Annotated in this window: 8 protein-coding genes; 5 read left to right on the top strand and 3 right to left on the bottom strand. The window is 69.3% G+C overall.

What is annotated here, in order from left to right:
• Nucleotides 1-18: 18 nt before the first annotated feature.
• The 4 genes from JTE92_RS28295 to JTE92_RS28280 all read left to right on the top strand — a co-directional run bounded on the left by JTE92_RS28295 (nucleotide 19) and on the right by JTE92_RS28280 (nucleotide 8,449).
• Complete coding sequence (locus tag JTE92_RS28295) at nucleotides 19-2,403, top strand: carbohydrate-binding family V/XII (RefSeq protein ID WP_063241611.1); 2,385 nt, start codon at nucleotides 19-21, stop codon at nucleotides 2,401-2,403.
• A 198-nt stretch (nucleotides 2,404-2,601) separates the two neighbouring features.
• Nucleotides 2,602-3,840 carry an efflux RND transporter periplasmic adaptor subunit gene (locus JTE92_RS28290; protein ID WP_063241612.1) on the top strand — a complete coding sequence of 413 codons (1,239 nt, stop codon included), beginning with the start codon at nucleotides 2,602-2,604 and terminating at the stop codon, nucleotides 3,838-3,840.
• Nucleotides 3,837-7,010 (top strand): efflux RND transporter permease subunit, encoded by a 3,174-nt coding sequence (locus tag JTE92_RS28285; RefSeq protein WP_063241613.1) that lies wholly within the window; start codon nucleotides 3,837-3,839, stop codon nucleotides 7,008-7,010. Before JTE92_RS28290 ends, JTE92_RS28285 begins: the two co-directional genes overlap by 4 nt.
• On the top strand, nucleotides 7,007-8,449 hold the full coding sequence (locus JTE92_RS28280; protein WP_063241614.1) for an efflux transporter outer membrane subunit: 1,443 nt from the start codon (nucleotides 7,007-7,009) through the stop codon (nucleotides 8,447-8,449). Before JTE92_RS28285 ends, JTE92_RS28280 begins: the two co-directional genes overlap by 4 nt.
• Before the next feature lie 45 nt (nucleotides 8,450-8,494).
• Here the strand turns inward: JTE92_RS28280 and JTE92_RS28275 are convergent, their stop codons facing one another.
• The 3 genes from JTE92_RS28275 to JTE92_RS28265 all read right to left on the bottom strand — a co-directional run bounded on the left by JTE92_RS28275 (nucleotide 8,495) and on the right by JTE92_RS28265 (nucleotide 11,442).
• The gene (locus JTE92_RS28275; protein WP_063241615.1) at nucleotides 8,495-9,853 is read right to left on the bottom strand and encodes an MATE family efflux transporter; all 1,359 of its coding nucleotides are present in this window, start codon (nucleotides 9,851-9,853) and stop codon (nucleotides 8,495-8,497) included.
• Nucleotides 9,846-10,367, bottom strand: coding sequence for a winged helix-turn-helix transcriptional regulator (locus tag JTE92_RS28270; RefSeq protein WP_063241616.1), 522 nt, complete (start codon nucleotides 10,365-10,367; stop codon nucleotides 9,846-9,848). Before JTE92_RS28270 ends, JTE92_RS28275 begins: the two co-directional genes overlap by 8 nt.
• A gap of 154 nt (nucleotides 10,368-10,521) precedes the next feature.
• Complete coding sequence (locus JTE92_RS28265; RefSeq protein WP_063241617.1) at nucleotides 10,522-11,442, bottom strand: LysR family transcriptional regulator; 921 nt, start codon at nucleotides 11,440-11,442, stop codon at nucleotides 10,522-10,524.
• 129 nt (nucleotides 11,443-11,571) lie between these two features.
• Between JTE92_RS28265 and JTE92_RS28260 the strand changes: the two genes are divergently transcribed.
• Entirely contained in the window at nucleotides 11,572-13,065 is a 1,494-nt protein-coding gene (locus tag JTE92_RS28260; RefSeq protein ID WP_063241618.1) for an acyl-CoA synthetase, read from the top strand.
• Nucleotides 13,066-13,071 lie beyond the last annotated feature (6 nt).

The raw sequence follows: 13,071 nt of genomic DNA, 5'->3' as shown, positions 1-13,071 counted from the left end.
TCCCTGCCGGAGAAATCCATGTCTTCTTGCCTCAAGCCGAGCAGCGCCCTGATTGCGGCGGCATGGCTTGCGCTGGCGCCGATGGCGCCGCAAGCCGCCACGACGCCGCCACAGGCGGCTGCAACGCTGGCCTGGCCGCGCAATTTCGACGCCGCCAACGACCATGTCGAGCTGTATCAGCCGCAGGTCGAGACCTGGGACGGCAACCGCCTGTCGGGACGGGCCGCCGTGGCGGTGGGAGAGAAGGGCGGCTCGCCCACCTATGGTGTCGTGCATTTCTCGGCCACCGCCGATATCGACAAGCCGTCCGGGCTGGTGCAGCTGAGTGCGCTGCGCATCGAGAGCGTGGAAGTCCCCACCAGGCCCGACGCCGCCGACCGGGTACGCCAGGCGCTGGTGTCCCGGCTGCCGGCCAGCGGCCTGACCGTGCCGCTGGACCAGTTGCAGGCCAGCTACGCCGTGTCACAGCAGCTGGCCCGCGCCGGCCGCGTGCCGGTCCGCAATGACGCGCCGCAGATCCTGTTTGCGACCACGCCGACACTGCTGGTGCTGGTCGACGGCGATCCGGCCTGGCGCGCCGTTCCCGGCACGCAGTATGAACGCGCGCTCAACAGCCGTGCCCTGTTGCTGCGCGAGTCGGGCGGCGAGCTGTACCTGAAGGCTGCCGGCTACTGGTACCGCTCCGAATCCGCAGGCGGCGCGTGGGAGGTCATGACGACCGTGCCGAAGGCGCTGGAGAATGCCGCCACCAAGGCTGCCGCCGGCATGAAGCCTGACGCCATGCTGCCCGCCGGCGGCAAGCGCCCCGCGCGGGCGCCGGATATCGTTTTCGCCACCCGGCCGACCGAGCTGGTCATTACCAGCGGCGCGCCGCAGATGACGCCGGTCAGCGGCGTGGGCCTGCTGGCGGTCTCCAATGCCGATCACGCCATCTTCGTCGACCCGGCCACCAACCAGTATTACGTACTGGTGTCGGGCCGCTGGTTCCGCGCGCCGATGCTGACCGGGCCGTGGGAATACGTGCCTGGCCGCGAGCTGCCGGCGGATTTCGCCAGGATTCCGGCGACCGACCCCAAGGCCAACGTGCTGGTGTCGGTGCCGGGCACGCCGCAGGCGCGCGAGGCCGAGATTGCCGCCACCATCCCGCAGACCGCCACGGTCTCGCGCAGCAAGGCCAGCCTGAACGTCGCCTACGACGGCGCGCCGCGCTTTGCGCCGATCACCGGCACCTCGCTCAGCTATGCGGCGAACACGGGCACGCCGGTGATCGAGGTCGATGCCAGCCACTATTACGCGGTCGCCAATGGCGTCTGGTTCACGGCGCCGGCACCGTCGGGACCGTGGCGCGTCGCCACCGAGGTGCCGTCGGCGATCTACACCATCCCGCCAACCTCGCCGCTCTACTACGTGACCTATGTACGGATCTACGCGGTCACGCCGGAAACCGTCGTGGTCGGCTACACCCCCGGGTACATGGGCGTGGTGGTCAGTCCCGACGGCACGGTCGTGTACGGCACCGGCTACGTCTATCCGCCCTATGTCGGAGCGGCCTACTACGGCTACCCGGTTACCTACGGCTACGGCGCGGGCTTCGGCATCGGCATGGCGGAGGGGTTTGCCTTCGGCTTCGCCGCGGGCGCGTTCTGGGGTGCGGCGTCGCCGTACTGGGGACCGTACTGGTGGGGCGCCCCCTATAACTGGAACTACGTCAACGTGAACCAGGCCAACTTCTACGGCCGCTGGGGCCAGGGCACGGTGACGCATGCGCAGGGCTGGAACGCGTGGACCGGCACCGAGTGGCGCGGCAGCGCGGCCTCGGGCGTCAACCCGGCCACCGGCGCGCGCTACCAGGGCAGCCGAGGTGCCGCGTTCAACCCGTATTCCGGCAACTACGCCGCCGGCCGCCAGGGCTCGTTCTCCAACCCCTCCACCGGGCGCGAGGGGGCCGCGCGCGGCGGCGTTGCCGGCAATACCTATACCGGCGACTACGCAGCCGGGCGCCAGGCGGCCGGCTACAACGCGCAGATCGGCCGCGTGGGCGCGGCCGAGGCTGGCATTGCCGGCAACACGCAGACCGGCGCGCACACCGCCGGCAGCCGCGGTTTCATCGCCAACCCGGGCAAGGACAACGCCCTGGTGTGGAACAACGGCAACGTCTATGCCGGCCATGATGGCTCGGTCTACCAGCATACCGACAGCGGCTGGCAGAAGCACACGCCCGGCGGCTGGGAACCGGTGCAGTCCAGCAACGAAGTGACCGGCCGGCTGGACCAGCAGCGCCAGGCGCGCGAAGTGGGGCAGCAGCGCTTCAGCGGCATGGCGCAGCAGTGGCAGGGCGCGGGCCGGTTTGGCGGCGGGGGATTCCGCGGCGGGGGCCGGTTCCATGGCGGCTTCCGGCGCTGAGGCGGACTGCCGGGCGAGGGCAGCCGGCCTGGCCGCGACTGTCGAAACGACTAAACACGGGCACAAGAAAGATTGAATTGGCGCGTCCATGGGCGCGCCTTAACCTGCCTGAACAGGCACCGGATCGGCGGCGGGCGCCGCTGCGTCTGGCATCGGGGGGCGGCCATGGTTGCTGGCGGAGGAGGTTTCGTGAGGACAATGCTCAACGGGTGCGGCGCGGCGGGCTTGCTGGCCCTGCTGCTGGTGGCGGGCTGCGGCAAGGAGAAGCCGGCAGCGGTGGCGCCACCGGCAGCCGAGGTGGGCGTCATCACCGTGGCGCTGCGCGACGTGCCGCTCATCTTTGACTTCGTCGGCCAGACCCAGAGCTCGCAGCAGGTGGAGATACGCGCGCGCGTCAATGGCTTCCTGGAGCAGCGGGTGTATACGGAAGGCGCCCTGGTCAAGGCGGGCGAGACCCTCTTCCTGATGGATCCCAAGCCGTTCGAGGCCACGCTGAAGGCGGCCGAGGCCGAACTGGCGCAGCAGCAGGCGCGGCTGAACACCGCCCGCGCCGACCTGAACCGCGTGCGCCCGCTGGCGGCGCGCAATGCCCTCAGCCAGCGCGACCTGGATGACGCCACCGGCAAGGAGCAGGAGGCCGCGGCCGCGGTGGAGCAGGCGCGCGCCAATGTGATCAATGCCAAGCTGAACCTGAGCTACACCACGATCAAGTCGCCGGTGGCGGGCCTGTCGAGCTTTGCCAAGCGGCAGGTGGGATCCTATATCGATACCACCAACAGCCTGCTGACCTATGTTGCCAAGCTGAGTCCGATGTGGGTCAACTTCAGCCTGTCCGAGAACGAGGTGCTGTCGATCCGCTCGTCGGAGAAATCCGGCGCCATCAAGTACCCGGCGCAGGAAGCCTTCGACATCGTCATCGTGCTGGCCGACGGGACGGAGTTCCCGCACCACGGCAGGATCGCCTTTGCCGACGCTTCGTTCAGCCAGGAAACCGGCACCTACCTGGTCCGCGCCGAGGTCGCCAATCCGCAAGGGACCCTGAGGCCGGGCCAGTTCGTGCGGGTCAAGGTGCATGGCGCGATGCGCACGCAGGCCATTGCGGTGCCGCAGGAAGCCATCGTGCAAGGCCCGCGCGGGCAGACCGTGTGGGTGATCGGCCCGGACAACAAGGCGCAGCAGCGCGTGGTGGACGTGGGCGAATGGACCGGCAGCAACTGGGTGGTGCGCTCGGGGCTGAAGGCCGGTGAGCGCGTGGCCGTGAGCGGGATCCTGCGCCTGATGCCGGGCGCCCCGGTCAAGGCCGTGCCGGCGGCCGAGGTCGCCGCACATGGCGCGGCCAGCGCCGCCGCCGCACCGGCCGCGCCCGCAGGGCCGGCGCCAGCGGCCTCCCGCGCCGCCGCGCCCACGGCCGCCAGCACCACCGGGGGCAAGCCATGAAGCTTGCCCATTTCTTTATCGACCGGCCGATCTTCGCATCGGTGCTGTCCATCATCATCACGGTGGGCGGCCTGGTGGCGCTGACCAAGCTGCCGATCGCCCAGTTCCCGGATATCACGCCCCCGTCCATCACGGTCACGACGCGATACCCAGGGGCGAGCGCCGAGGTGGTGGCGCAGAACGTGGCCGCGCCGATCGAGCAGCAGGTCAACGGCGCCGACCGCATGATGTACATGAACTCGACGAGTTCCTCGACCGGCGACCTGACGCTGACCACCTATTTCGAGATCGGCACCGACCCCGAGCTCGCGCAGGTGGACGTGCAGAACCGCGTCAACCTGGCGCTGCCCACGCTGCCCGATGCCGTGACGGCGCAGGGCGTCTCGGTGCAGAAGCGGTCGTCGGCGTTCATGATGGTGATTGCCATCTATTCGCCGGATAACAGCTACAACCAGACCTTCGTCGGCAACTACGCCAACATCTACGTGCTGGATGCGCTCAAGCGCATCCCCGGCGCCAACCAGTCGTCGATCTTCGGCAGCCCGGACTACGCCATGCGCATCTGGCTGCGGCCCGACCGCATGGCGTCGCTGGGCATCACCACCGAGGACGTCAAGAACGCGGTCGCCAACCAGAACCAGCAGTTCTCCGCGGGGCGCATCGGCCAGTCGCCGACCACCGGGCCGGTGCAGCAGACTTTCCCGATCGCCACCAAGGGCCGCATGACCGAGCCGGCCGAGTTCGACAACATGATCCTGCGCGCGCAGTCCGGCGACGCCGCGCTGGTGCGCCTGAAGGATATCGGCCGCGCCGAACTGGGGTCCAAGGACTACTCGCTGCGCAGCCGCTACAACGGCAAGACCGCCACGCTGCTGGCGGTGTACCAGCAGCCGGGGGCCAATGCGCTGGATGTGGCAAAGCAGGTGAAGTCCACGCTGGCGGAGCTGAAGAAGAGCTTCCCGCCGGGGCTGGAGTACGAGGTCGCGCTCGACACCACCGAGTTCGTGCAGGAGTCGATCGACGAGGTGGTGCACACGCTGCGCGACGCGGTGATCCTGGTGATCCTGGTGGTGTTCCTGTTCCTGCAGAGCCTGCGCGCCACGCTGGTGCCGATCCTGGCCGTGCCCGTGTCGATCATCGGCGCCTTCGTCGGCATGAGCGCGTTCGGCTTCTCGGTCAACATGCTGACCTTGTTCGGCATGGTGCTGGCCATCGGCATCGTGGTCGACGACGCGATCGTGGTGATCGAAAACGTCGAGCGCAACATGACGGAGTTCAACCTGCCGCCCAAGGAGGCGGCCAAGAAGGCGATGGACGAGGTCAGCGGCCCGGTGGTTGCCATCGTGCTGGTGCTGCTGGCGGTGTTTATCCCGGTGGCGTTCCTGTCGGGCATCACCGGGCAGCTGTACAAGCAGTTCGCCATCACCATCGCAGTGTCGGTGGTGCTGTCCGGCGTGGTGGCGCTGACGCTGTCGCCGGCGATGGCGGCGATCCTGCTCAAGCCTGGCCAGCACAAGAAGAACCGCTTCTTCACCTGGTTCAACAATTCCTTCGACCGCCTCGTGGCCGGCTATGACAAGTCGCTGCAGATCGTGATCCGGCGCACCGTGATGTCGATCGCCATTATCCTGGCGATGGTGGCGGTCAGCGTGGTCATGTTCATGCGCATCCCGACCTCATTCCTGCCGGTGGAGGACCAGGGCTACCTGTTCGGCGCGGTGGTGATGCCGGACGCGGCCAGCCTCGATCGCACCCAGACCTTATCGACGCGCGCGGAGACGTGGTTCGCGAAGCAGCCCGGCGTCTCGTCGGTGGCGACGGTCGATGGCTTCAGCCTGATCGACTCGCAGAACAAGGCCAACGCGGGCACGTTGTTCGTCACGCTCAAGGGCTTCCATGACCGTGGTCCCGGCCAGACGGCGGCCGAGCTGATGCAGAAGGCCCAGCATGAGTTCTCGCGCTACCAGGACGGCGTCGTGATCCCGCTGAATCCGCCGTCGATCCCCGGGCTGGGTACCACGGGCGGCTTCGAGTTCTGGCTGCAGAGCACGGCCGACGGCACTTACCAGCAGCTGGAGCAGAAGGTTCACGAGTTCATCGCCAAGGCCCGCCTGCGGCCAGAGCTGAGGGGGGTGAATTCCACCATCAATTCGCGCTCGCGCCAGTTCCTGGTCGAAGTCGACCGCGAGCGTTCCGAGACCCAGGGTGTGCCGGTCGAGAATGTCTATTCGGCGCTGCAGACCATGTTCGGCTCGCTCTACGTGAGCCAGTTCCCCAAGAACAGCCGCCTGTTCCAGGTGATCCTGCAGGCCGAGCCCGAGTTCCGCTCGCGCCCGGAAGACCTCGACAAGGTCTATGTGCGCAACCACAACGGCGAGATGGTGCCGATCAAGGCGGTGACCACCACCAGGTATGTGCCGGGGGCGGACATCGTCACGCGCTTCAACAACTTCCCGGCCGCCAAGGTCATGGGCGACGCCGCGCCGGGCTACAGCTCGGGACAGGCGATCTCGGCGATGGAGGAAGTGGCGCAGGAGGTGCTGGGGCAGGGCTACGCGTACGCCTGGAGCGGCCAGGCCTACGAGGAAAAGACCGCCGGCTCCACCGCGGTCTACGTCTTCGCCTTTGCCTTGCTGATGGTGTTCCTGATCCTGGCGGCGCAGTACGAGAAATGGTCGCTGCCCATCGGCGTGCTGCTGGCCGTGCCGTTCGCGCTGTTCGGCGCGTTGCTCGGCATCCTGATGCGCGGCATGGAGAACGATGTCTACTTCCAGATCGGCCTGACCGTGCTGATCGCGCTGGCGGCGAAGAACGCGATCCTGATCTTCGAGTTCGCGGTGGAAATGCGCGAGAAGGAAGGGCTGAGCGCGTATGACGCCGCCATCCATGCGTCCAAGCTGCGGCTGCGGCCGATCATCATGACCTCGCTGGCGTTTATCCTCGGCTGCGTGCCGCTGGCCATCGCCAGCGGCGCCTCGGCGGCCAGCCGGCAGTCGCTCGGCACGGGCGTGATCGGCGGCATGCTGGGCGCCACGGTGATCGCGCTGTTCTTCATCCCGATGTTCTTCTGGGGCCTGGAGCGCATGTCCGAAGGCAAGCCCGGGAAGGCGGCCAAGGCGGGCGATGCGCCGCAGCCACCCGCCACGCCGCCTGCCGGAGAAGCGCTATGAGCCCACGTGCGTGGATGCTGGCGGCCAGCGTCGCGGCAACGCTGGGCGGCTGCGCGATCGGCCCCAACTACCAGCGCCCGGAGACCCCGGAGGTGGCGCAGTACCGGCTCGACACAAGCGCGCTGGCGATCGCGGCCGACAGCGACTGGTGGAACCAGTTCAGCGACCCGGTGCTGAACGCGCTGGTGGATGCGGCGCTGGCCGGCAACTACGATATCCGCATCGCCGCCGCGCGCATCGACGAATTCCGTGGCCAGCTGATGGTGGCGCGCGCCGGCTTTTTCCCGCAGCTCAATCTTTCCGCGTCGGCCGCGCGCCAGAGCATCGGCAGCCTGAACAGCACGCAGTTCGGCAGCGGCACCGGCAATACCTACCAGCTGCTGGCCAACGCCAACTGGGAGATCGACCTGTGGGGCCGCATCCGCCGGCAGGCCGAGGCGGCCGAGGCCAGCCTGTGGAATGCCGAGTACGCGCGCCGCGGCGTGGTGCTGGCGCTGGCGGCTTCCGTGGTGCAGGGCTATGCCACGCTGCGCGGGCTCGATGCGCAGCTCGACGTCGCGCAGCAGACGCTGGCATCGCGCGCGAGCGGGCTGGATATCTTCCGCCAGCGCTATGAGGGCGGCGTGATCTCGCAGCTTGAACTGGCGCAGGCCGAGAATGACTACTACGTGGCCGAGGGCTCGATCCCGCCGCTGCGTGCCGCCATCGCGCAGACCGAGAACGCGCTGTCGGTGCTGCTGGGCCGGCCGCCGGGCCCGATCGAGCGTGGCAAGCCGATCCACGAGCTGCAGGCGCCGCCGGTCGGCGCCGACCTGCCGGCCGCGTTGCTCTCGCGCCGGCCCGATGTGCTGCAGGCCGAGCAGACCGCCATCGCCGCCAATGCGCAGCTGGGCGCGGCGCAGGCGCTTTACCTGCCGGCGGTCAACCTGAGCGGCCTGTTCGGCGCCGTGGCGGCGTCGCCGGGCGCGCTGTGGGACAGCGCGTCGCGGGTGTGGGCGTTTGGCGCGGGGCTGACCCAGCCGATCTTCCAGGGCGGCGCCATCCGCGGGCAGGTGCAGACCGCGTCCGCGCAGCGCAACCAGGCCATGTTTGCTTACCAGGGCACGGTGCTGGCGGCGCTGGCGGATGTGAACAGCGCGCTCGCCAACGGCGTCGAGACCCGCACGCGGCTGGGCAGCCTGCGCCGGCAGGAACAGAGCCTGTTCATCTATGCCGACCAGGCCTTTGCCCGGTATGAGGGCGGGTATTCGAGCTACCTGGAGGTCACCAATGCGCGCGAGAAGCTGTTCGATGCGCAGCTCGCGGCGATCCAGGGCCAGGTGGACGTGCTGACCAGTACCGCGGCGCTGTACAAGTCGCTGGGCGGCGGCTGGCCGTCGGTGCCGCGGGCCGTGCGCGAGGCTGGCATGCAGGGGGATGCAAAGGTGCTGGCGAGGTGATGGAGGGGCGCGAGCTGTCGGTGTCGATGCGTTCGCGCGGGCACCTCAGCGCGCCGACCACTCCCCCTGCCTGACCCCCAGCGCGGTCACCACCCCATACGCCGTAATCCCCAGCGCCACCCCCAGGAAATGCCCGTCCAACCCCATCCCGAACACATTCGCCAGCACCCAGCCTCCGCCCGCCGCCAGCGCGATCCGGCACAGCCCGGCCGCCACCGGCCAGCGCATCCGCCCGGCGCCCATCGAGGCAAAGTACAGCGCCATGCCCAGCCCGAAGCCACCGAACGCCGGCCCCACCCATGACAGCGCACGCGCCGCGATGGCGATGACTTCGGCATCGTTGGTGAACAGGCTGGCAAAGCGCACCGGCGCCAGTCCGACCGCTGCGCCGGCCGTGCCCGCGATCGCCAGCGCGAGGAAGGCGCCGACCCATGCGGTGCGGCGCGCCGTATGCCAGTCGCCGGCACCGACTGCGCGCCCGACCAGCGCCGTCAGCGCCGAGCCCACGCCGAACGCCAGCGGGATCATCAGGAATTCCAGCCGCGCCGAGATGCCGTAGGCCGCCACTGCCGCGGTGCCATGATGGCGCAGCTGCGCGGTGACGAGGATGGTGGTCAGGTTGGCCACCGAAGCCAGCGCGCACGCCACCAGCCCCACCGACAGGATCCGCGAGAACAGCGCCCACGACGGCTGGATCCGCAGCACCGGCACGAAGCCCGCGCCGCCACGCGCGACCACGATCGCCATCGCCAGGGCTGCAGCCCACGAGACCGCCGCCAGCGCCGCGCCGATGCCGGCCAGCCCCATGCCGGCGGGCTCGGCCAGCAGCCACGACAGTACCGGGAAGGCCACCCACATCAGCGCCAGCACGCGCGCCGCCAGCGCATGGCGGCCGCCGCCGCGCAGCACCGAGGCCAGCGTATTGGCCAGCCACGCCGGGATCGCACCCGCGCCGAACAGCCAGATCGCATAGGTGGCGGCCGCTTCGGCAGCGGTGGCGCCGGCCACGGCACCGAGCACGCCACGCGGGAAGCCGGCCAGCACCACGGCAAAGGCGAGCCCGGCCGTGACCGCGATCAGCAGCGCATGCATCACCAGTGCCGAGGCCTCGTCGCGCTTGTTGGCACCCAGCGCCCGCGCGATTGCCGCGACCACGCCGCCGCCCATGGCGCCGGTCGACATCTGCTGCAGCAGCAGCGCAAACGGCAGCACCACCGCCCAACCCGCCAGCGCGGCGGTGCCCTGGCGCGCGGCCAGCCAGGTTTCGATCAGCTGGCCCACGGCCTGCAGCAGCGCGATCAGCGCGGTCGGGCCGGCCAGCCGCCCGATGCGGCGGGCGAGTTCGCTGGCGGGGACTGCCTCGGCCGGGACGCTGCCGGCGGGCAAGGCACGGGCTTCACTCATGTCCGTGCTCCGCGCCGTGGCCCACGCTGTCGGGTTCGCCGAAGCGGCGCCGCAGGAAGCGGCCGGCGCCCGGGCCGGGCAGCACGCGCACGTCGTCCAGCGTGATCGGCGTGCCGTCGGCGCGTGCCAGTGCGGGCTCGGCGATTTCCCGGCCGGTGCGGCGGTCCTGCAGCAGCGTCAGTGGACCTTTGTCATCGGTCATCCAGCGATCGGCCCAGGCCTTGAGCGCGACATAGGCCGGGAAGAAGTCACGGCCCTTGCCGGTCAGCTGGTAGACGTGGCGGCCACCGCCCTCTGGCGTGACGCGGGCCAGCAGGCCGTGCGCCACCAGCGTCTTGAGCCGGGCGCTGAGGATATTGGGGGCGATGCCCAGGTTGCGTTCGAACTCATCGAAGCGCGTGCTGCCGTAGAAGGCCTCGCGCAGCACCAGGATGGCCCAGCGCTCGCCCAGCACCGCCATGGAGCGAGCGACCGGGCAGGGCATCGAAGTGAAATCGGTTGGGGTGGGTGGCATGGTCTCGGCGCCTCGATCGATGTCTTGCTTTCAATTTGCAAGTTCTCCCGAGCATAGCTTGCAGAATGCAAGTCCGTGCACCAGCTTGCCGATGGATTGCGCAAATCCGTTCGATCATCGGCCATTTCACCCAGCGCGTGGCGCTGGCGGCACGTCACTCCCGGCTGTCAGAGGTGGCGAAGACTTCCAGCTTGCCCAGCTCTTCCCGCATGAACCCGATCAGCGCCCGGGTGGCCATCGACGGATGCAGGTTCGGCGTGGTGATGATGAAGAGCCGGTTGCCCAGCCCTTCCGGCCGCCAGTCCGGCAGCACGGGCACCAGCGTACCGGCTTGCACAGCCTCCCAGCCGATATAGACCGGCAGCAGGCCGATGCCATGTCCCTCCCTGACCGCGCGCGCCAGGAACAGGAAGTGCTCGGATTGCAGCGTCGGCGTCAGCGCCACGTCGACGCACTGGCCCTCGCGGTACAGAGACAGCGCGAACTGGCGTGGCGTATAGGGCGGGCAAAGGAAGCTGCACCCGGCCAGGTCGGGCGGCACCCGCACCGGCGGGATGGTCGCGAGGTATTCCGGCGATGCGTACAGTTGCCAGCGGATATCGCAGATTTCCCGCGCCACATGGTCCAGCGGGGGCGCCGAAGTGACCTTCAGCGCCACGTCGATCTCGGCCGCGATCAGGTCGTTGACGCGGTTGGCAAAGAACACCCGCAGCGTGATCCCGGGATGCAGCTTGGCAAAGCGCAGCAGCAATGGCGCGATATAGGCATCGCCCAGCCCGGTCGGCACGCTCACGCGCACATGGCCGCGCAGGGTCTTGCCCAGGCTGTCGATCTCCGCCTGCGCCGAAGTCACCTCCTGCAGGATGCGCACGCCGTGCTGGTACAGCGCGTGGCCGGGCTCGGTCAACTCCAGCCGCCGGGTGGTCCGGCGCAGCAGCTGGGCACCCGCCTGGTGCTCCAGCTCGCGCAGCTGGCGGCTGACCTGCGAGCGCGTCACGCCGCGCCGCCGGCCCGCTTCGGCCAGGTTGCCGGCGTCGACGATATCGACGAAGGCCTGGATCAGGTTGAGGTCCATCCGGGATTGCCTGTGGGATTGTCGAGTCTGGCGCAACATTGTGATTCCGCTGCGCGTGATTGTCGATGCAGGACCCCGCCGATACAGTGGCAAGCTGTCAGTCAGCGTAGCGAAAAAGGGAGACAACGGATGGCCACGGACCTCTGGTTTGAAGATATGCACCGCAGCGCCGGCGAACTGGTGGCGCGTGGCGCGCAACTCGCCGGCGGCCTGCGCCGGCTGGGCGTGCAGCAAGGCGACGTGGTCGCGGTGCTGCTGCGCAACGATCCGGCCTATGCCGACGTGGTCAACGCCTGCCGGACCGCCGGCTGCTACTACTGCCCGATCAACTGGCACTTCACTGCCGAGGAAGTGCGCTTCCTGCTGGCCGACAGCGGCGCCAAGGTGTTGCTGGTCCAGTCCGACCTGCTGCCCGCGATGCATGATGCGGTGCCCGCGGGCATGACCGTCCTGTCGGTCGGCGGCAGCGCCGGGGGCGCGATCGAATATGAAGGCTGGCTGGCGCAGCAGCCCGCGTATGACGGCCCACGCGTGGCGCCGCGCGGCCACATGGCCTACACCTCCGGCACCACCGGCCGGCCCAAGGGCGTGGTGCGCGCTGCGGTCCCGCTGGACCAGCTGGAAGCGCAGCAGGCGCGCGCGCGCTCGCTGGTGCGGCAGGCCTACGGCCTCGAGCCGGGCTGCCGCGCGCTGATGTCGGCGCCGCTGTATCACAGCGCGCCAAGCTCGTTTATCCAGAATGCGCTGCAGATGGCCGAGCGCCTGGTGATCACGCCGCGCTTCGATGCCGAGCAGGTGCTGGCGCTGATCGAGCAGCACCGCATCGACGTGATCTACCTGGTGCCGATCATGTACGTGCGCCTGCTCAAGCTGGCGCCCGAGGTGCGCGCGAAGTACGACGTGTCGTCGCTGCGCTTCGTCGCCTCGACCGGCTCGCCGTGCGCGCCGGAGGTCAAGCGCGCCATGCTCGACTGGTTCGGCCCGATCATCTATGAGACCTATGCCTCCAGCGAGGCCGGCATGATCACCGTGGCCACGCCGGCAGACGCCGCCGCGCGCCCGGGCACCGCCGGCAAGCCTGTCGACGACGCGCAGCTGCGCATCCTGGACGAAGACGGCCGCGAGTGCGCGCCGGGCGAAGTCGGCCTGGTCTACGTGCGCCAGCCCGCCTATCCCGACTTCAGCTACCGCAACAACGACGCCGCGCGCAGCGCCATCGACCGCGGCGGGCTGGTGACGCTGGGCGACATGGGCTACGTCGATGCCGACGGCTACCTGTTCATCTGCGACCGCGCCTCCGACATGGTGATCTCCGGCGGCGTCAACATCTACCCGGCCGAGATCGAGCACGAGCTGGTGCGCTATCCCGGCGTGGCCGACTGCGTGGTGTTCGGCGTCCCCGACGACGAGTACGGCGAGCGCCTGCTGGGCCTGGTGCAGCCGATGCCGGGCGCGGAGATCCGCGAGGCCGACGTGATCGATTGGCTGCGCCAGCGGCTGTCGGGCTTCAAGGTGCCGCGCAGCATCGTGATCGAGCCGCAGCTGCCGCGCGACGAGACCGGCAAGCTCGCCAAGCGCCGGCTGCGCGACCGATACTGGGAAGGCCGCCAGCGGCGCGTGTAAGCGTAC

Source organism: Cupriavidus oxalaticus (genome assembly GCF_016894385.1).
Lineage (GTDB): Bacteria > Pseudomonadota > Gammaproteobacteria > Burkholderiales > Burkholderiaceae > Cupriavidus > Cupriavidus oxalaticus.
This window is presented reverse-complemented; position numbering and strand designations above follow the sequence as displayed.

Excerpts from the sequence above, each read along its gene's own strand:
- JTE92_RS28295 (WP_063241611.1), top strand. The coding sequence starts at position 19 with ATGTCTTCTTGCCTCAAGCCGAGCAGCGCCCTGATTGCGGCGGCATGG.
- JTE92_RS28290 (WP_063241612.1), top strand. The coding sequence starts at position 2,602 with ATGCTCAACGGGTGCGGCGCGGCGGGCTTGCTGGCCCTGCTGCTGGTG.
- JTE92_RS28285 (WP_063241613.1), top strand. The coding sequence starts at position 3,837 with ATGAAGCTTGCCCATTTCTTTATCGACCGGCCGATCTTCGCATCGGTG.
- JTE92_RS28280 (WP_063241614.1), top strand. The coding sequence starts at position 7,007 with ATGAGCCCACGTGCGTGGATGCTGGCGGCCAGCGTCGCGGCAACGCTG.
- JTE92_RS28275 (WP_063241615.1), bottom strand. The coding sequence starts at position 9,853 with ATGAGTGAAGCCCGTGCCTTGCCCGCCGGCAGCGTCCCGGCCGAGGCA.
- JTE92_RS28270 (WP_063241616.1), bottom strand. The coding sequence starts at position 10,367 with ATGCCACCCACCCCAACCGATTTCACTTCGATGCCCTGCCCGGTCGCT.
- JTE92_RS28265 (WP_063241617.1), bottom strand. The coding sequence starts at position 11,442 with ATGGACCTCAACCTGATCCAGGCCTTCGTCGATATCGTCGACGCCGGC.
- JTE92_RS28260 (WP_063241618.1), top strand. The coding sequence starts at position 11,572 with ATGGCCACGGACCTCTGGTTTGAAGATATGCACCGCAGCGCCGGCGAA.